At 75.2% G+C, this 18,484-nt stretch carries 18 protein-coding genes and 1 other RNA gene; 11 read left to right on the plus strand and 8 right to left on the minus strand.

All coding sequences use genetic code 11. The annotated features are described in order from the left end of the window. Window positions 1-16: 16 nt before the first annotated feature. A complete protein-coding gene (map, locus tag IR170_RS01735; RefSeq protein WP_319804864.1) occupies window positions 17-880 on the plus strand; it encodes a type I methionyl aminopeptidase in 864 nt (287 codons plus the stop codon). Here the strand turns inward: map and IR170_RS01740 are convergent. Further along, window positions 806-1,807 carry an EamA family transporter gene (locus IR170_RS01740; protein WP_193660976.1) on the minus strand — a complete coding sequence of 334 codons (1,002 nt, stop codon included), beginning with the start codon at window positions 1,805-1,807 and terminating at the stop codon, window positions 806-808. The two genes, map and IR170_RS01740, sit on opposite strands and share 75 nt — an antisense overlap. Window positions 1,808-1,916: 109 nt before the next feature. On the opposite strand from IR170_RS01740, the gene IR170_RS01745 reads away from it, so the two are divergent. Continuing rightward, window positions 1,917-2,969: a LysR family transcriptional regulator gene (locus IR170_RS01745; protein WP_193660977.1), complete on the plus strand. Its 1,053-nt coding sequence runs from the start codon at window positions 1,917-1,919 to the stop codon at window positions 2,967-2,969. Between the two features lie 35 nt (window positions 2,970-3,004). Here the strand turns inward: IR170_RS01745 and IR170_RS01750 are convergent, their stop codons facing one another. Continuing rightward, a complete protein-coding gene (locus IR170_RS01750) occupies window positions 3,005-3,442 on the minus strand; it encodes a tetratricopeptide repeat protein (protein WP_082502852.1) in 438 nt (145 codons plus the stop codon). A 28-nt stretch (window positions 3,443-3,470) separates the two neighbouring features. Between IR170_RS01750 and rnpB the strand changes: the two genes are divergently transcribed. The 4 genes from rnpB (at window position 3,471) to IR170_RS01770 (ending at window position 6,166) form a co-directional block, all read left to right on the plus strand. After that, an RNA gene (rnpB, locus tag IR170_RS01755) (RNase P RNA component class A) lies at window positions 3,471-3,869 on the plus strand. A gap of 68 nt (window positions 3,870-3,937) precedes the next feature. Then, window positions 3,938-4,531 (plus strand): GNAT family N-acetyltransferase, encoded by a 594-nt coding sequence (locus IR170_RS01760; protein ID WP_193660978.1) that lies wholly within the window; start codon window positions 3,938-3,940, stop codon window positions 4,529-4,531. 102 nt (window positions 4,532-4,633) lie between these two features. Continuing rightward, the gene (locus IR170_RS01765) at window positions 4,634-5,866 is read left to right on the plus strand and encodes a glucose-1-phosphate adenylyltransferase family protein (protein ID WP_193660979.1); all 1,233 of its coding nucleotides are present in this window, start codon (window positions 4,634-4,636) and stop codon (window positions 5,864-5,866) included. Between the two features lie 69 nt (window positions 5,867-5,935). After that, on the plus strand, window positions 5,936-6,166 hold the full coding sequence (locus IR170_RS01770) for a hypothetical protein (RefSeq protein ID WP_056864272.1): 231 nt from the start codon (window positions 5,936-5,938) through the stop codon (window positions 6,164-6,166). 198 nt (window positions 6,167-6,364) lie between these two features. On the opposite strand, the gene IR170_RS01775 is transcribed toward IR170_RS01770, so the two are convergent. Further along, window positions 6,365-7,816: an RNB domain-containing ribonuclease gene (locus tag IR170_RS01775; protein ID WP_193660980.1), complete on the minus strand. Its 1,452-nt coding sequence runs from the start codon at window positions 7,814-7,816 to the stop codon at window positions 6,365-6,367. A gap of 23 nt (window positions 7,817-7,839) precedes the next feature. On the opposite strand from IR170_RS01775, the gene yaaA reads away from it, so the two are divergent. Further along, a complete protein-coding gene (gene yaaA / locus IR170_RS01780) occupies window positions 7,840-8,613 on the plus strand; it encodes a peroxide stress protein YaaA (RefSeq protein ID WP_227488385.1) in 774 nt (257 codons plus the stop codon). Window positions 8,614-8,793: 180 nt separating this feature from the next. On the opposite strand, the gene IR170_RS01785 is transcribed toward yaaA, so the two are convergent. The 4 genes from IR170_RS01785 to IR170_RS01800 all read right to left on the minus strand — a co-directional run bounded on the left by IR170_RS01785 (window position 8,794) and on the right by IR170_RS01800 (window position 13,535). After that, window positions 8,794-9,768, minus strand: a complete 975-nt coding sequence (locus IR170_RS01785) for a hypothetical protein (protein WP_193660982.1) — start codon at window positions 9,766-9,768, stop codon at window positions 8,794-8,796. A gap of 661 nt (window positions 9,769-10,429) precedes the next feature. Beyond that, window positions 10,430-11,644 carry a bifunctional RNase H/acid phosphatase gene (locus IR170_RS01790; RefSeq protein WP_193660983.1) on the minus strand — a complete coding sequence of 405 codons (1,215 nt, stop codon included), beginning with the start codon at window positions 11,642-11,644 and terminating at the stop codon, window positions 10,430-10,432. Further along, a complete protein-coding gene (locus IR170_RS01795; RefSeq protein ID WP_319804919.1) occupies window positions 11,641-12,438 on the minus strand; it encodes a zinc ribbon domain-containing protein in 798 nt (265 codons plus the stop codon). The genes IR170_RS01790 and IR170_RS01795 overlap by 4 nt, the downstream gene beginning before the upstream one ends. Beyond that, complete coding sequence (locus IR170_RS01800) at window positions 12,381-13,535, minus strand: Nif3-like dinuclear metal center hexameric protein (protein WP_193660984.1); 1,155 nt, start codon at window positions 13,533-13,535, stop codon at window positions 12,381-12,383. The genes IR170_RS01795 and IR170_RS01800 overlap by 58 nt, the downstream gene beginning before the upstream one ends. Before the next feature lie 73 nt (window positions 13,536-13,608). On the opposite strand from IR170_RS01800, the gene IR170_RS01805 reads away from it, so the two are divergent. Then, on the plus strand, window positions 13,609-13,926 hold the full coding sequence (locus IR170_RS01805) for an antibiotic biosynthesis monooxygenase family protein (protein WP_193660985.1): 318 nt from the start codon (window positions 13,609-13,611) through the stop codon (window positions 13,924-13,926). 28 nt (window positions 13,927-13,954) lie between these two features. On the opposite strand, the gene IR170_RS01810 is transcribed toward IR170_RS01805, so the two are convergent. After that, complete coding sequence (locus IR170_RS01810) at window positions 13,955-15,508, minus strand: AMP-binding protein (protein WP_193660986.1); 1,554 nt, start codon at window positions 15,506-15,508, stop codon at window positions 13,955-13,957. Window positions 15,509-15,762: 254 nt separating this feature from the next. Here IR170_RS01810 and IR170_RS01815 point away from each other — a divergent pair, with 254 nt between their 5' ends. From IR170_RS01815 to IR170_RS01825, 3 genes are read left to right on the plus strand one after another with little or no spacing between them, the layout of a single operon-like run. Continuing rightward, window positions 15,763-16,191, plus strand: a complete 429-nt coding sequence (locus tag IR170_RS01815) for a hypothetical protein (protein ID WP_193660987.1) — start codon at window positions 15,763-15,765, stop codon at window positions 16,189-16,191. Then, a complete protein-coding gene (locus IR170_RS01820) occupies window positions 16,178-17,806 on the plus strand; it encodes a sensor histidine kinase (protein ID WP_193660988.1) in 1,629 nt (542 codons plus the stop codon). Before IR170_RS01815 ends, IR170_RS01820 begins: the two co-directional genes overlap by 14 nt. Continuing rightward, a complete protein-coding gene (locus tag IR170_RS01825; protein ID WP_056864264.1) occupies window positions 17,791-18,468 on the plus strand; it encodes a response regulator transcription factor in 678 nt (225 codons plus the stop codon). The genes IR170_RS01820 and IR170_RS01825 overlap by 16 nt, the downstream gene beginning before the upstream one ends. The last annotated feature ends 16 nt before the right edge of the window (window positions 18,469-18,484 follow it).

Here is an 18,484-nt window from a genome sequence, read left to right on the forward strand (position 1 = left end):
ACTACACTTCACGCCCGTGACCCCTCCCGCAGCCGCCCCCGTGACCCCGGCCGCCGTCAGCCCGCGCCGCCCGGTGCCCGCCCACATCGCGCGCCCCGAGTACGTCGACCGCCCCGCCCCCGCGCCCTTCGAGGGCAGCGAGGTCAAGGACGCCGAGACCATCGAGCGCATGCGCGCGGCCTGCCGCCTGGCCGCCCAGGCCCGCGAGACCGTCGGCGCGGCGGTGCAGCCCGGGGTCACCACCGACGAGCTCGACCGCCTCGGCCACGAGTTCCTGTGCGACCACGGCGCCTACCCCTCCACGCTCGGCTACCGCGGCTTCCCCAAGTCGCTGTGCTCCAGCGTCAACGAGGTCGTCTGCCACGGCATCCCCGACAGCCGCGTGGTCGAGGACGGCGACATCGTCAACATCGACATCACCGCCTACCTCGACGGCGTGCACGGCGACACCAACGCCACCTTCCTCGCCGGCGACGTCGACGAGGAGTCGCGGCTGCTGGTCGAGCGCACCCGCGAGGCGCTCGACCGGGCGGTCAAGGCGGTCAAGCCCGGCCGACGGCTCAACGTCATCGGCCGGGTGATCGAGACCTACGCCCGTCGCTTCGACTACGGCGTGGTCCGCGAGTTCACCGGCCACGGCATCGGCACCCACTTCCACTCCGGGCTCGTGGTGCCGCACTACGACGACCCGCACTACGACGACGTCATCAACGTCGGCATGACCTTCACCATCGAGCCCATGCTCAACCTCGGCACCCACGAGTGGACCATGTGGGACGACGGCTGGACGGTGGCGACCAAGGACCTACGGCGCTCGGCGCAGTTCGAGCACACCCTCCTCGTCACCGCCGACGGCGCCGAGGTCCTCACCCACCCCTGAGCCCGCCCCCGCCGCCGCACGCGAGCCCCGGCGCCGGCGCCACGCGTGGGGCAGCAGCACACCCCCCACCACGAGCACCCCGCCGAGCACCTCGGCCAGCGCGGGGGTCTCCCCCAGCACCAGCCACGCGGTCGTGATGCCGGTGACCGGCACCAGCATCGAGAAGGGCGCGACCGCGCTCGAGGGGTTGCGCCGCAGCAGCAGCGTCCACAGCCCGCTGCCGACCAGGGTGCCGACGACCACGGTGTAGAGCAGGCCCAGGTTGGCCGCGGCCGCCTCGGGCGCGGCGCCCGGACCCACGGCGGAGCCGAGCGACGCGAGGATCCGGTCCGGCCCCTCGACCAGGAGCGAGAGCGCCAGCATCGGCAGCGGCGGCACGACCGTCATCCACAGCATGAGCGCGAAGGGCGAGGCGCCCGCCGGCGCGGCCTGGGCCTGGGCCTGACGCGAGGCGATGTTGCCCAGGGCCCAGCCCAGCGCCCCCAGCAGCACCAGCACCGTCGGCAGCAGCGAGACCGTCAGGCCGCGGTAGGCCGCGATCACCAGCAGCCCGGTCAGGGCCACCGCGATGCCCATCCAGGTCGCGCGGGAGGGGCGCTCGCCCAGGCACGCCGCCGCGATCAGCACCGTGAAGGGAGCGGAGGCCTGGAGCACCAGCGAGGACAGCCCGACCGGCATGCCGGCGGCCATGCCGGCGTAGAGGAACACGAACTGGAGCACGCCGAAGCCCACGCCGTAGCCGACCAGCCAGCGCGCGGGCACCTGCGGGCGCCGCACCAGCAGCAGCGTGGGCAGCGCGATCACGGCGAAGCGCAGCGCGACCAGGAACATCGGCGGGTAGTGCTCCAGGGAGGCGTGGATGGCCAGGAAGTTCACACCCCAGCAGACCGAGACGAGCACGGCGAGCAGGGCGTCGCGGCGGGTCACCGGCGGTCCACCCGGCGCGGGACGTGCGTGAGGGTCATGCACCCAGCCTGGGGCCTCCCACCGTGAAGATCCATGTCATCGTGCTGCAGCTACTGCGTAGTCTTCCTTCATGGACGTCCCGACCGGGCAGGCCCCGCCCCCGCGCCACCTCGACGTCCGGCGGCTGGGGCTGCTGCGCGACCTCGAGCGGCTCGGCACCGTCACCGCGGTGGCCCGGCGCGCCCACCTGACCCCCACGGCGGTCTCCCAGCAGCTCAAGACCCTGGAGCGCGAGGCCGGCGCCAGCCTGCTGCGCCGGGTCGGTCGCCGCGTCGAGCTCACCGACGCCGGCCGGGTGCTCTGCGACGCCGCGGGCGAGGTCGAGCAGGCGCTCGAGCGCGTGCAGGCCCGGTGGGACGACTACCACGGCGAGGTGCGGGGCACCGTGCGGCTCAGCGTCTTCCCCACCGCCGCGCAGGGTCTGCTCCCCCACCTGCTCACCGCCCTCGCCCGCCACCCCGGTCTGGAGCTGGAGGTGGTCGAGGCCGACCTCCACGGCGACGAGTACGCCGCGCGCACCGACCTCGCCGACGTCGTCCTGGCCCACCGCGCGTCGGTCGACGGCGCGTGGTCGGGCGCGGTGTCGCAGGCCCTGTGGCGACGGCGCGGCGTGCGGGTGGTCGACCTGGTCGAGGAGCCGCTCGACGTGGGTGTGCCGCCCGGTCACCCCCTGGCCGGCACCACCCGGCCGGTCGAGGTCGAGGACGTGCGCGCCGAGACCTGGATCGGGGTGCCGGCGGGCTGGCCCTTCGACCGGGCGCTGCTGGCGTGGTTCGCCGCCGCGGGCGCGCCGGCGCCGCAGGTGACGCACCGCTTCGCCGACCTCCGCACCCAGCAGGCGCTCGTGGGCGCCGGGCACGGCCTCGCCCTGCTGCCGCGCCACGCCGCCCGCCTGGGTGACACGGGCCCGGGAGCCGGCTCGGGGGCGGGCAGGCCGGTGCTGCTGCCCACCGCCGCGCCCGTGCAGACCCGGCGCATCGCCGCGCTCGCCCGCGCCGACCAGGCCGAGCGGGCCGCGGTGCGGGTGGTGCTGGAGGCGCTGCGCGAGGTGGCGCCGCGCTACTCCGGACACGCCGCGGTCGCGACGGCCCCGACGTCCCGCGGCGACCGCGAGGACGGCTGACCCACCCCGGGCCCCGAGGCCGGGTCAGGTCAGGGTCAGGTCAGGTCGTCGAAGGACCGCTCGCCGGCCTCGGCGAGGCGCCGCTCGACGCGCAGCACCGCGACCTCGTGCTCGGGGTCGCCCGACATCGCCGCGGCCAGCCGCAGGTGGGGCAGGGCGTCGGCGAGGCGGCTCTGGCGCTCCAGGGCGCGCCCCAGCGCGTGGCGCGCCCACAGGTCGTCGGGCTTCTCCTCCACCAGGCCGGCCAGCTCGGCCTCGGCCTTCGTCAGCTGGGCGCGCAGCAGGTACGCCCAGGCGCGCAGGGTCCGCAGCCCCGAGCTGGTCGGGTCGAGGGCGAGCGCGGGCTCGAGCACGGCGAGCGCCTCGGCCGGCGCGCGGCGCACGAGCAGGTCGTGGGCGACGCGGTAGGCCGACTCCGCGCCGGTCTGGCCGGGGAACACGAGGGGCGGGGGCACCAGGTCGTCGGAGGACACGCCCCCACGGTACGTTCTCTCCTGCGGACGGGCTGGCCGGGCGACCGCGTCGTCTCCCTCGGGAGGCGCCGAGGAAGGTCCGGGCTCCACAGGGCGTGGTGGTGGGTAACGCCCACCCGGGGTGACCCGCGGGACAGTGCCACAGAGAACAGACCGCCGCCGAGGGCTCCGGCCCGAGGCGGTAAGGGTGAAACGGTGGTGCAAGAGACCACCAGCGCCCCGGGCGACCGGGGCGGCTAGGCAAACCCCACCTGGAGCAAGGTCAAGAAGTGCGGAGCCGCGAGGCCCCGCACGCGTGCACGTCTGAGGGTGACCCGCCCGAGTGCACGGGTAGACCGCTGGAGGCTGTCGGCAACGGCAGTCGTAGATGGATGGTCGCCGCCGGCGCGAGCCGGCACAGAACCCGGCCTACAGGCCAGCCCGTCCGCACCCCCGGGGCCCGCTGCTGCTCGAGTGCCCCTTCACCCCGGGACGCGGAGGTCCTAGGGTCGCGAGATGCCCGAGTTCACCTGGCTCCCGGCCCACCGCGCCTCCGCCGAGGACGTCGCGGCCGTGTTCGCGACGGGCGGGGCGAGCAGGTGCCGCTGCCAGGGCCTGAAGGCGCCGGGCTGGATCTGGCGCGACACCACCCAGGAGCAGCGGGAGGCGGCGTTGGTCGCGCAGACCGCCTGCGGCACCGACGGCCCGACCTCCGGCCTCGTCGGCTACGTCGACGGCGAGCCCGCCGGCTGGGTCGCCATCGAGCCGCGGGAGCACTACCCCCGCATCTGGAGCCGCAAGCAGCCCTGGATGCGTCAGGACCCCGAGCTGTCCGGCGTCTGGTCGGTGACCTGCTTCGTGGTGCGGTCGGGCTGGCGCAGGACCGGTCTCACCTACGAGCTCGCCGCGGCCACCGTCGAGTACGGCGCGCAGGTCGGCGCCCACGTCCTCGAGGGCTACCCGATCGAGCCCGCCCCGGGGCGCACCGTCATCTGGGACGAGGCGTCGGTCGGGCTCCTCCAGGTCTTCCTCGAGGCCGGCTACGAGGTCGTCTCCTCCCCCACCCTGCGCCGCCGCGTCGTGCGGTACCGGCTGTCCGCCGGGGCCTGAGCCGAGACCGCGCCGCGTCCCGGGCGGGGCCGCGGCGCAGGGGGTGCCCGCACCACCCCGGGGGGCCTCGCGCACGAGACGGCGTCCGTGCTTGGGTGACCCATGACCAGACCCCGCGTGCTCGCGATCGTCCAGGCCGGCGGCGCCGGTGGGCGCATGGACGTGCTGACCCGGGAGCGCGCCAAGCCCGCGCTGCCCGTGGCCGGTGTCCTCCAGCTCGTCGACTTCCCGCTGTCCAACCTCACCCACAGCGGCATCAGCGACGTGTGGCTCTCGGTGCAGTTCCAGGGCGGCACGCTCGAGGAGGAGGTCGCCAACGGACGCCCGTGGGACCTCGACCGCACCCGCGGCGGCCTGCGGCTGCTCATGCCCGAGGAGGGCACCGGCAGCCTCGACGAGGAGGGCTTCGCGCGGGGCAACGCCGACGAGCTCTACCGGCTGCGCCACCAGGTCGCCGGCTTCGGCGCCGACGTGCTGCTGGTGATGAGCGCCGACCACGTCTACACCTACGACTACGCCGAGCTCGTCGCCGCCCACCTCGACCGCGGCGCCGAGTGCACCCTGCTCACCAGCGAGGTCGACCCCTCCGAGGCGGGCGACCACGGGGTCGTCGAGGCCGACGACGACGGCCTCGTCACCGGCTTCGCCTACAAGCCCGACGAGCCCGCGACCTCGGTGGTCTCGACCGAGGTCATCGCCTACGACCCGGTCGTGCTGGTGGCGGTGCTCGAGGATCTGCACCGCGAGCTCGGCGCCGACAGCCCGGCCGGCGACTCCGGGCTCGACGACTTCGGCGACCACCTGGTGCCGCGGCTGGTCGAGCGGGGCCGCACCCGGGCGCTGGCCCTCGACGGCTACTGGCGCGACCTGGGCGAGCCCCACAAGTACCTGCGCACCCACCACGACCTGCTCCTCGACGACCAGGGGGTGCTGGGTCGCGCCGACTGGCCGATCCTCACCCGCCAGCCGCAGCGCTCGCCGGCGCGGCTGCGCGACGGCGCCGACGTCGTCGACAGCCTCGTCTCCCCGGGCTGCCAGGTCGCGGGGTCGGTGCACCGCAGCGTGCTGGGGCCCGGGGTGGTCGTCGAGGAGGGCGCGATCGTCACCGACAGCGTGCTCTTCGCCGACTCCGTGGTCGGTGCCCGCAGCGCCGTGCACGACGCCGTCGTCGACGTGCGCTGCCGCGTCGAGGTCGGCGCCATGGTCGGTGCGCCCCGCGGGACGGCCTCGCGGCCCGACCCCGAGCACGTCGTGCTGCTCGGCCGCGAGTGCACGGTGGGCGAGGGCGTGGTGCTCGAGCCCGGTGCGCGGCTGGAGCCCGGCACCACCGCCTGAGCGCACCGCCCCGACGTACGTCACACTGCTCACCTGCCGCCGACCGGCGGCGCCGACGGAAGGAACCCCATGGCCACCTACGACGCCGACCTGCAGGCCGCGGTCGACTCCACCTCGGTCGCCTACGCGACCGGCCAGACCGAGCTGCTCGACTACCTGCGCGGCGAGCTGGCCCAGCGCGACATCGAGACCTCCGACGAGGACTGGCTGCACCGCATGGTCGAGGGCATCAAGGCCGACCGCGGCTTCATGATCGACAGCGAGCCGTCGGACTACGAGCGCCCGCGCCGCGACACCTGAGCCCCGTCGGGACGCTTCTGACCGGGTCCCCGGCCGGAAATGTCCGATCGGAGGAGTGATCGCCCCCGCGCGCTGGGGAGAGTAGGACCCACGGCCCCCCGGGTGGCTGCGACGCGGCTCGCGTTCCCCCCGGCACGAGACGCGGCAGACCCGGGGGCCGGCCTACCTCGCCCCGCGACGCTCCCGCGACGGCGCCGCTCACTCCACCAGCGCGAACCCGACGCTCCCGGTCGCCACGTCGGCGCTCTCCAGCCTGACCCGTACGTCGGCCCCGAGCGGCAGCTCGCCCGCCGCCGTGACCGTGGCCTCCACGGCGGGGTCGGCCACCACGACGGTGCCCCGGTGGCCCTCGTCGTCGACCGAGACGACCACGCCGGCCATCTCCTCGCCCACGCGCCCGGCCAGCACCCCGGCCTCCACCAGGTCGAGCACCGCCCGCTCGTAGCGGCCGGCCAGCTGGCCCGAACGCTGCAGCGTGCGCGGCAGCTCGTGGAGCTCGGCCAGCACCCACGCGGGCACGTCCTCCCCCGCGCACAGCGCGACGCACACCTCCCCGGCGTACCGGTCGCCCAGGCGGCGCAGCGGCGCCGTGACGTGGGCGTACTCCGAGGCCAGCGCCGCGTGCTGCGGGTCGGCCGGCACCTCGCCGTCGAAGCCGACGTAGCCGCTGCCGCGCAGCAGCCGGGTGCAGGCCACGACCATCGCGGCGTGCGCCGGCAGCGAGGGGTCGAGGGAGCGGACGAAGTCGGGGTAGAGCTGCTCGGCGGGCCACTCGACACCCAGCGCGCGGGCGGTGCGGTGCAGCCGCTGCACGTCGCGCGGGTCCGGCGGCGGCAGCGTGCGCAACAGGCCGACGCGGCCGTAGACCATGAGCGCGGCGGCCGCGAAGCCGGTGAGCAGGGAGAGCTGGGCGTTCCACTCCTCCACCGGCAGCTGCCGGCGGAACTCGAGGCGCCAGGTCTCGCCGTCGACGTCGACCTCCTGCTCGGGCAGCGGCAGCGACACCCCGCCGCGCGCGGCCTCGCGCGCCAGGCGGATCGGGCCGAGCTCGGCCAGGACCCGCAGCGAGTCGGCCGCGCTGCCGTCGTCGATCGCGGCCTGGGCCTGCTCGTAGGACAGCTGGGCGGTCGAGCGCACCCGGGCCCGCTCGACCACGACGTCGGTGCGCTCACCCTCGGCGCTCAGGGTGATCGTCCACAGCAGCGCGGGCCGCACGTGCCCCGGCAGCAGCGAGGCGGCGTCCTCGCTGAGCACCCGCGGGTGCAGCGGCACCTTCGCGTCGGCGGCGTAGAGGGTCTCGCCGCGGCGGTGGGCCTCGACGTCGACGGGGTCGCCGGGGGTGACGAAGGCCGCGACGTCGGCGATCGCGTAGTGCACGACGAAGCCGCCGTCGTCGCTGCGCTCGAGGTGCAGCGCCTGGTCGAGGTCGCGCGCGCCCTCGGGGTCGATGGTCAGCAGCGGCAGGTCGGTGCGGTCGAGGTCGGGCAGCCGGGGCGCCGCGGCCGCGCGCGCGGCGGCCTCCTCGACCTCGGCCGGGAAGGCCTCGGTGACCTCCAGCTCCTCGCGGATGCGGTCGATCCCGGCGCGCAGCCGGGTCGCGGCCACCCCGTCGTCGGAGGAGCGGACCCGGACCACGCGGTTGCTGGGCATGCAGGCACCATAGCGACGTGCTGATGCTGCTGCCCCCCAGCGAGGGCAAGACCGCGCCGCGGCGTGGCAAGCCCCTCGACCTCGGGTCCCTCTCCTCCCCCTCGCTCACCCCCGCCCGCGAGCGCGTCGTCGACGCCCTGGTCGCCCTGTGCGAGGGCGATCCCGAGGCGGCGGCCCGCACCCTCGACGTCGGCTCCACCCAGCTCGACCTCGTCGACCTCGACCGGCGCCTGCGCGAGAGCCCCACGGCGCGCGCCGACCAGGTCTACGCCGGGGTCGTCTACGACGCGCTCGACGCCGCCACCCTCTCCCCCGCCGCCCGGCGCCGCGCCGCCACCCGGCTCGCGGTCGTCTCCAGCGTCTTCGGCCTGGTGCGCCCCGCCGACCGGATCCCCCCCTACCGGCTCTCCGGTGGCACCTCGCTGCCCGGTCTCGGCCCCGTCGCCGGGGTCTGGCGCGAGGCGCTGGGCCCGGCCGTGCTCGACGCCGTCGGCGACGGCCTGCTCGTCGACCTGCGGTCCTCGACGTACGCCGCCTTCTGGCGCCCCTCACCCGAGGAGGCGCGCCGCGTGGCCACCGTGCGCGTGCTCCACGAGGTCGGCGGGGTGCGCAAGGTGGTCAGCCACTTCAACAAGGCCACGAAGGGCCGCCTCGTGCGCGGACTGCTCGAGGACGGCGCCAACCCCCGCACCCCGGCGCGGCTCGCCGAGGCGCTGCACGACCTCGGCTGGACCGTCGAGGTCGGCGCCCCCGGACCCCAGGGCACCCGCCTCGACGTGGTCGTCGCCGCGCTCTGACCGGCCGCGAGCCCATCGGGGCCCGGTGCCGCTGCGCCGGGAGACCGTGGGGCTCGCCTGTCGCCCCCTGCGTCCAGGGCTCAGGGTCACGCGTGCGGTCGGCACGGTGCTGCTCGCACGGCGCTCGGTCGGCCGCTTCCGTCGGATGCCGACGGGGTGCTCAGCAGCGAGGTCGGCCGGTCACCCGACGGAGCGCACGGCAGCACGCCCGACCGGCGAGAGCACCAGCCGCTCGACGAGTCGCTGGCGCCCCGCGGGGGTGAAGCAGGACTCGCGCAGCAGCGAGGTCCACGCGCGCACCGCCGCCGGGTCGTGCTCGCGCCCCAGGGCCAGGTCGACGTCGCGCACCACGGCGCCGGGCCGCCCGACGAGGTCGCCCGAGGTGTAGGCGCGGCGCGACCACCCGGCGCGGGCCAGGCGGCGGTCGCGGCGCAGGTCGTCGGCGTGCTGGGGCGCCTCGCGGTGGTGGGCTCCGTCGTACTCGTGCAGCACGGTCGTGCCGACCAGCCACAGGTCGCCGCGGGCGACCAGGCCGGAGTCGTCGCGCACCTCGTGCTGGCTCGCGACCTCCGCCCCGCACACGTGGTGCAGCACCCGCAGCACGCTCTCCCACGCCGACTCCGCCCCGGCGTCGGCCAGCGCGGCGGCGCGACGCAGCGCCGGGAGGCCCCGGCGCCCGGTGAGGTTCGCGAGCCCGTCGAGGCAGGAGGCGTCCTCGCGCAGCGCGGCGTCGACGAGGACCACCAGGTCCAGCAGCGCGAGGTCGCACTCGCACGCCAGGAGCACGTCGAGCGCGGGCGCCACCCTCAGTCCGCGCACGTCCTCGACCCGCGGCCGCGCCAGGCGGATCGTGCGCAGCCCGGGGCGGGCCGGACGCACGTCACGCCGGCCCATGCAGACCACCACCGGCAGACCGGCGGGGAGCGGTGGCAGGGACCAGCCCCGCGCCGCGGCGCCGGTGAGATGGGTCAGTCCGCCCGACGGCGGCACCAGCAGCAGCCACGCGGCCAGCTCGTCGTCGTCCCCGGCCGACGCCGGCACGTGCAGGCCGTGCGCGACCTGACGCCACCCGACCCCGCGCCGTCGCCCCCGCACGGCCCCGGCGTCGGGCTCGTCGGGACCGTCGGGGGCGGGACCGCTCGCGAGGCTGGACACCCCCGGATCCTGCCCACTCCGAGCCCGTCGTTCCCGTCCACGGCGGCACCCTGTGGACGAGCACCCGGACGTGGCGTCGTACGACGAGCCCACGCCCCTCCGACCTGGCGTGTGCCGCCAGGTACCCACGGGCCATCAACCCGGTGGCGGCGTCCACTACCAGCCACCCGGCGCCGCCACCCGCAGCAGGACCCGGCCCGCTCCGCCGAGACCCGGACGACGTCCGACCGGCGGCCCCGTCCACTCAGAAGTGGCGGCAAACGACAGGCCCACGCCCTTCCGACCCGTCGTCTGCCGCCACTTCCCGCACGCCGCCGATCCGGCAACAGCGGCGGTCACCACCAGCCACCCGGCGCCGCAACCCGCAGCAGCACGCGGCCCGCACCCCCGACACCGAACGACGGGCGACCCGGCGGCCCCGCCCACGCAGAAGTGGCGGCAAACGACAGGCCAACGCCCCTCCGACCCGTCGTCTGCCGCCACTTCACGCACGCTGCCGACCCGGCAACATCGGCGACCACCACGACCCACCCGGGGCGAGACGCCCCGGCAGATAACTCGGCCCGCCGCACCAGCACACCCTCGACAGCCGACCCCGGCGCCTGCCGCCCAGCAGTGGCGGCAGACGACGGGCCACCGCCAGCGGCGCCCGCGCCAGCGGCTACCAGCGACCGGGGTCGAGGCTGGCCTGGTCGCCGGGGGGCAGGGCGTTGTAGAGCCGCATCGAGCCGCGGGGGGCGGAGGGCTCGTCACCGGGGTAGAACGACAGCACCGAGATCGACGCCGGCGAGAGCTCCATGCGGAAGACCGCACCGAGGGGCGCGTCGACGGCGTGCGCGACCAGCGTCTTGATCGGCGTCACGTGGCTGACCACCACCACGGTGCGCCCGGCGTGCTGCTCCAGCACCCGACCGAGACCGGCGAGCACCCGCTCCTGCACCACCGCGAAGGACTCCCCGCCGGGCGGCGGCACGTCGAGCGAGCCGAGCCAGGCGTCGAGACCGGACTGGTCGCGCTCGGCGACCTCGGCGAAGGTCAGGCCGTCCCAGGCACCGAACTCCATCTCCGCGAAGCCGGCCTCGGTCTCGACCGGGAGGCCGAGCCGCTCGGCGACGATCGCGGCCGACTCCTGGGTGCGGCGCACCGGCGAGGCGACGACGGCGTCGACCCGGTCACCGAGCCCGCTGAGCCAGTCGGCGGCGGCGCGCACCTGGGCGCGGCCCTCCTCGCTCAGCCCGGGGTTGTCGCCGCCGAGACCGCCGGAGAAGCGCTTGGCCGCGGTGTGCGGGGTGACGCCGTGGCGCAGCAGCACCAGGGTCGTCGGCGGGCCGCCGGGGCCCGACCAGCCGCGCGCGGGTGCCGAGCGCTCGACCTCCTCCACCAGCGACTCGTCGTGCTCCAGGGCCGGCGCCCCCGCCCCGGCGTACCCCGGAGCCACGGTGACGCCGTCGCGCCGACCGTCGAGCGCCTCGTTGGCGAGCCGGTCGGCGTGGGCGTTCTGCGCCCGCGGCACCCAGGTGTACGTCGTGCCCGCCGGTGCCAGCGTCCTCGCCTCGGCCGCCAGCGGCACCATGTCGGGGTGCTTGATCTTCCAGCGCCCCGACATCTGCTCGACGACCAGCTTGGAGTCCATCCGCGCCTCGACCGTGGCGCCGGGCGCGAGGTCGCGGGCGAGGCGCAGGCCCGCGATCAGCCCGGAGTACTCCGCGACGTTGTTGGTCGCCACCCCCAGGCGCGCAGCGTCCTCGGCGACGACCTCGCCGGTGTCGGCGTCGGTGAGCACGGCGCCGTAGGCCGCCGGCCCGGGGTTGCCCCGCGAGCCGCCGTCGGCCTGCACGACCACCCGGCGGGGCGCCGGCGTGGGAGCAGCGGTCACAGGCCCGACTCGGCGGTGCGCACCAGGATGCGCGAGCACTCCTCGCAGCGCACGACGGTGTCGGCGGGGGTGGAGCGGATGACGGCGATCTCGGCGTTGTCGATGCCGAGCTGGCAGCCGGTGCAGCGGCGCTGGTGCAGCCGTGCGGCGCCCACGCCGCCCTTCTGGGTGCGCAGCTTCTCGTAGAGCGCCAGCAGGTCCTCGGGCAGGCCCTCGACCGACGGGCCGCGCTGGGCCTCGACGTCGACGAGCTGGGTGTCGATGACGCCGGCCTTCTCGTCACGCGCCTCGGTGAGCGTGGCCAGGCGCGTGTCGATGGTCTCGACCTGGGCGGTGAGCGAGTCGAGGGTCGCCTGGGCCTGCTCGAGGCGCTCCATGACCTCCAGCTCGTCGTCCTCGAGGCTGGCGATGCGTCGCTCGAGGGACGTCAGCTCGTGGCCCATGCGCTCGAGGTCCTTGGGGTTGGTGATGAGCCCCTGGTCCATCCGGTCGCGGTCGCGGGTGCGGCGGGCCTTGACCTGCTCGACGTCGGCGTCGACCTTGGCCTGCTCGGCCTGCAGGTCGTCGACCACGATCCGTGCGTCGCGGGCCTGGTCGTCGAGCTGCTTGCGCTGCGTGGTGAGGTCGGCGATCTCGGCCAGCTCGGGCAGGTGGGAGCGCAGGTGGCGCAGCTGGTCGGCGCGGGCGTCGAGCTCCTGGAGGTCGAGGAGCTTCAGCTGGGCGGACGGGTCGGCTTTCAGGGGGTGCTCCTGGTGTCGGGACGCTCCGTGCGGAACGTCCAGGGGTCGGTCGATCGCGTGCTCACGCGGGTCTCCACCGTATCGCCCAGCGCCGCGCGCAGACGCTTCTCCAGCACCGGCAGCCAGGTCCACTCCGCGGCCCAGTGGGCCACGTCGACCAGGGCCGGGCCGTCGTGCTCGAGGAACTCCCCGGCCGGGTGGTGGCGCAGGTCGCTGGTGACGTAGACGTCGGCGTCGCTGCCGCGCACCCGGTCGAGCAGGAAGTCGCCGGCCCCGCCGCACAGCGCGACGCGGCGTACGACGCGGTCGGGGTCGCCGGCGACCCGCACGCCCTGGGCCGTGGCCGGCAGGGCCCGGGCGACCACGTCGGCGAAGTCGCGCAGCGTCGTCTCGGCCACGGTGCCGATCCGGCCGGTGCCGGTGAGACCGACGCCGGCGTCGACGATCTCGGCGACGTCGTAGGCGACCTCCTCGTAGGGGTGCACGGCCAGCATCGCCCCGACCACCTCGGAGCGACGGCTGCGCGGCATGACGACCTCGATGTTGACCTCGGAGGTCACCTCGAACTGGCCCACCGTGCCGATGGCCGGGCGCGCGCCGGGCAGCGGCCGGAAGCGCCCCTCGCCCACGGAGGAGAACGACGCGTGCTCGTAGGCCCCCACCGACCCGGCGCCGGCCTCCGCCAGCGCGGCGCGCACCCGGTCGGCGTCGGCGGCCGGCACGTAGACGGTGAGCTTGTCCAGCGGGGCGGCGGGCGCGGGCAGGACCGGGCGCAGGTCCTCCAGGCCCAGCGCGAGCGCCATCGCCTCCGAGACCCCGCCCGCGGCCTGGTCGGCGTTGGTGTGGGCGGCCAGCAGGGCGCAGCCGCCCCGGGCCAGGGTCATCAGCGTGCGCCCCTTGGGCGTCTCGGTGGTGAAGCCGTGCACGCCGTGGAGGAAGAGCGGGTGGTGCACGACCAGCAGGTCGGCGCCCCAGGCGACGGCGTCCTGCGCCACCTCGAGCGTCGCGTCGACGGCCAGCATCACCCGGGCAACGGGCTGCGCGGTGTCACCGTGCACGAGGCCGACACGGTCCCAGTCGTCGGCCGTGGCCGGCGGGTACCACCCGTGGAGCAGGTCGACGACGTCGCGCAGGGAGAGGGGCGAGGGCATGGGCGGGAGGCTATCCGGCGTACGCCCGGTGACGGGCATCCGACTCCTGTGCGACCGGTCCTAGGCTGGGCGCATGCCCGTCGTGAAGATCAACGCCATCTCCGTGCCGCCGCAGGCCGGTGCCGAGCTCGAGAAGCGCTTCGGCGCCGCCGCCCATCGCATGGACGGCACGCCCGGCTTCCTCGGCTTCCAGCTGCTGCGCCCCGTCGCCGGGGAGTCGCGCTACTTCGTGGTCACCCACTGGGCCGACGACGAGGCCTTCGCCGCCTGGCGCGAGGGCCAGGCCGGCGCCGTGCACGGGGGCGAGGGCGGCGAGCGCCGCGACCCCGTCTCCTCGGGCGCCGACCTGCTGGAGTTCGAGGTCGTCCTCGACGTCGCCGCCTCCTCCTGACCCGCCGATCGACCCGCTGGTCGGGCCCTCAGTTGACCTGGCGGTCGCGACCCTCCCAGTACGGCGCGCGCAGCTTGAACTTCTGCAGCTTGCCGGTCGCGGTGCGGGCCAGCTCGTCGCGGAACTCGATCGACGTCGGGGCCTTGTAGCCGGCCGCCTTGTCCTTGCACCACGCGATCAGCTCGGCCTCGGTGGCCTCGCCGCCGGGGCCGAGCACCACGAGCGCCTTGATCGTCTCGCCCCACTTCTCGCTGGGCACGCCGATGACGGCGACCTCGGAGACCGCGGGGTGGGAGAAGAGCACGTCCTCGACCTCGATCGAGGAGACGTTCTCGCCGCCGGTGATGATGACGTCCTTCTTGCGGTCGCTGATGGTGAGGTAGCCGTCCTCGCCGATGACACCGCCGTCACCGGTGTGGAACCAGTCGCCCGCCAGCGCCCGCGCCGACTCCTCGGGCTGCTCCCAGTAGCCCTCGAGCACGACGTTGGAGCGGGCCAGCACCTCCCCGGCCCCCTCCTCGGAGTCGTCGATGCGCAGGGTCACCCCCAGCGCGGGTGCGCCGGCGCGGGTCAGCAGACCGGCGCGCTCCTCCGCGCCGAGGTGGTCCCACTCGGCGCGCGAGCGGTTGACGGTGAGCAGCGGCGAGGTCTCGGTGAGGCCGTAGATCTGGATGAACTCCCAGCCCAGCTCCTCCTCGACCCGGGCGACGGTCTTCGTCGGCGGAGGGGCGCCGGCCATGATGATGCGCACCTTGTCGCGCCCGGGGATCTCGCCCTCCCACTCCTGGGCGGCCTCCAGCACGGCGGCGGCCACGGCCGGGGCCGCGCACATCACCGTGACGCCGTGCTCCTCGACGCGCCGCAGGATCTCCGCACCGTCGATCTTGCGGATCACGACCTGCGTGATGCCCAGGCCGGTGGTGGCGAAGGGCATGCCCCAGCCGTTGGCGTGGAACATCGGCAGCGTGTGGAGGTAGACGTCGCGGTCGCTGAGCGTGACGTGCATGGCGAACGTGACGGCGTTGGTCCAGATGTTGCGGTGCGTGATCTGCACGCCCTTGGGCCGCGCGGTCGTGCCCGAGGTGTAGTTGATGCAGGCCGTGGCGTTCTCGTCGTGCTCCCACGCCCGCGGCTCGGCGCCCTCGGGGGCGTAGAGGTCGTCGTCGTCGCCGAGCACGAAGCGGTGCTCCGCGGTCACCTCGCGCAGCGCCTCGTCGAGCTCGGGGTCGACGTAGAGCACCCGCGCCCCGGAGTGCTCGACGATGTACTTCACCTCGTCGGGGCGCAGCCGGAAGTTCACCGGCACCAGCACGCGACCCGACCCGGCGACGCCGAAGAACGACGTGAGCAGCCGCGAGCTGTTGTGGCTCACCACCGCGACCCGGTCGCCCACGCCGATGCCGAGCTCGTCGAGCCTCGCGGCCTGCCGGCGGGCCAGGGCGGCCATCTCGCCGTAGGTGAGGCGGCCCCCGTCACCCAGCGGGGTCGCGGGCTGCTGCGGCTCGTCGACGGCGCCGACGCGGTCGGCGTACACCCCCTCGGCACGCTCGATGAAGTCGGCAACGCTGAACGGGACGAACATCGGACCTCCTGGCTGGTCGCCCGGCGGCACGCCGGGCGGACGAGTCTCCTGGACCCTCCTGGACGGGGAGTGACGCGGGCCACTCTAGTGAGACCAGGTTGCCTCGCCGCTGGCCCGACGCGCCGGGCGCGACGAGCGGTCGCTCCCCCGCGCCCGGTGGTCGTGCCGGCAGCAGGGCGCCGGGGTGGTGAGGATGAGAACCCTCTCATCGCGGTCTCACGCCCGACCCACGATGAGGCAGGATCGTCCTCGTCATGAACATCGTGTGGAAGGTCGTCGTCGCCCTGGCGCTGCTGCTGCCCGTGGGCGGCTACGTCGCGGGCTCCCTGGCCGCCAACTCCAGTGACGGCCCGGCTCCCCGCGACCCGGTCGTGATCTCCCCGGCGGCCTCGCCCGACACCGACCCCGCCCGCGCCGCCGGCGACGACCGCGGCGGAGAGCGGTCCGACGACGAGCGCTCCGACGACCGGTCGGACGACCGCGACGACGACTCCGACGAGCGCGGGGACGACTCCGGTGGCGTCGACGTGGTCGCGCCACGACCCGGCGAGGTCGACGACGACAGCGGCCCCGGCAGCGGTGACGACGGGGACGACGACGGGGACGACGACACCGATGACGGCGGGGACGACGGGGACGACGGGGACGACGGGGACGACGACGGCGGGGATGACGACGACTGACGCGCCCCGCACCGCGACCGACGCCCGACCACGCCGGTCGGGCGTCTCGGTGCGGGTGCGCATCACCGCCACCGTGGCCCTGCTCGTCGCGCTCGCGCTGACGGGCGCCGGCTTCATCGTCTACGCCATCGAGAGCCAGCGCCTCGACCGGCAGTCGGCCGAGGAGGTCGACCAGGAGCTCGACGAGTTCGCCCGGCTCGTCGCCGACGGCCGCGACCCCGAGACCGGTGAGGCCTTCCCCGCGATCCGCCCGCTCATCGACCTCTTCATGGGCCGCAACGTCCCCGACGACGACGAGCTGCTGGTGGGCTGGATCGGCGACGGCCCCAAGGTGAGCTTCCCCGAGGACGACCTGGTCTACGACCCCGGCTTCCGCGCGGCCACCGCTCCCCTGGTCACCGGCGGCGGGTCGACCACCCTCGACACCGCGCAGGGCGAGGTGCTCATCGCCTCCCAGCCGATCACGCTGGCCGGCTCCGACGCGGTGGCCCCCGACGCCAGCGGGCCCTCGACCGGCGCCCTGGTCGTCGTGGTCTACCTCGACGAGGACCGCGCCGAGCTGCTCGACACCATGCGCACCTACGGCATCGTGGCGCTGCTGTCGCTGCTCGCGGTCATCGCCTTCGCCTTCTGGCAGTCGGGCCGGCTGCTGGCGCCGTTGCGCACCCTGCGGCTGACCGCCGAGGAGATCGGCGACACCGACCTGTCGCGGCGCGTGCCCGTGCGCGGCAACGACGACATCACCGCGCTCACCCTCACCGTCAACGGCATGCTCGACCGGCTCGAGGACTCCTTCGCCGGCCAGCGACGCTTCCTCGACGACGCCGGCCACGAGCTCAAGACGCCGCTCACCGTGCTCCGCGGCCACCTCGAGCTCCTCGACGTCGGCTCCCGCGAGGACGTCGAGGAGACCAAGGGCCTGCTGCTCGACGAGGTCGACCGCATGGCGCGCCTCGTCGGGGAGCTCATCCTGCTGGCCAAGAGCGACCGGCCCGACTTCGTCACCACCGGCCCGGTCCAGCTCGGCCGGCTCACCGAGGACCTGCTGTCCAAGGCCAGTGCCCTCGGTGAGCGTGCCTGGCGCCTCGACGCCGCGGCCGAGGTCGAGGTCGACCTCGACGAGCAGCGCGTCACCCAGGCGGTGCTCCAGCTGGCCGACAACGCGGTCAAGCACACCCGCCCGGGCGCGGAGGTCGCGCTGGGCTCGTCGTACGACGGGCGCGACGTGCGGCTGTGGGTGCGCGACACCGGGCCCGGCGTGCCCGCCGGCGACCGCGAGCTGGTCTTCACCCGCTTCGGGCGCAGCGCCGTGCCCGAGGGCGACGAGGGCTTCGGGCTGGGCCTGTCGATCGTGGCCGCCATCGCGGAGGGCCACGGCGGACGCGTCGAGCTCGACGACGCCGAGCCGCACGGCGCGCGCTTCACCCTCGTGCTGCCCTCGCGCTCCCACGGCGCACCCGACGTCACCGCCACCCGGACGCTGCCCGCCCTGCGGGCCGTGACCGGGCCCGACGGCACCACCCGCACCACCACCGTCACCAGCACCAGCACCAGCACCGACACCGACACGCGGCCCGTGAGGGCCCTCCAGGAGGACTCGTGGCCCGCATCCTGATCGTCGAGGACGAGGCGCGCATCGCGTCGTTCGTGGCGAAGGGTCTCAAGGCCGACGGCCACCAGGCGACCGTCGTGGGCGACGGCCCCGGCGGGCTCGACCACGCCCTGAGCGGCGACTACGAGCTCATGGTGCTCGACATCGGCCTGCCCGGCATGGACGGCTTCGAGGTGCTCGACCAGCTGCGCTCCCAGGGATCGCGGATGCCGGTCATCGTGCTCACCGCGCGCGACTCGGTGGGCGACACCGTGACCGCGCTGGAGAACGGCGCCGACGACTACATGCCCAAGCCCTTCCGCTTCGCCGAGCTCCAGGCGCGCATCCGGCTGCGCCTGCGCCAGGCCCCCGGCAACGAGGGCGGCGGGGGCCGCTCGGGCGACGTGGTCGAGGCCGGCGGGGTGGCGCTCGACGTGCGCACGCGCCGCGCCACCGTCGACGGACGCCAGGTCGACCTCTCGGCGCGTGAGTTCACCCTCGCCGAGATCTTCATGCTCAACGCCGGCCAGGTGCTCTCCCGCGAGCAGCTGCTCGACCACGTGTGGGGCTTCGACTTCGACCCCGGCTCCAACGTGGTCGACGTCTACGTCGGCTACCTGCGCAAGAAGTTCGGCGCCCCGACCATCGAGACCGTCCGGGGCATGGGCTACCGCTTCGTGCCCTGAGCCCGCCCGTCCCCAC

This window comes from Nocardioides kribbensis, assembly GCF_015070375.1.
GTDB lineage: Bacteria > Actinomycetota > Actinomycetes > Propionibacteriales > Nocardioidaceae > Nocardioides > Nocardioides kribbensis.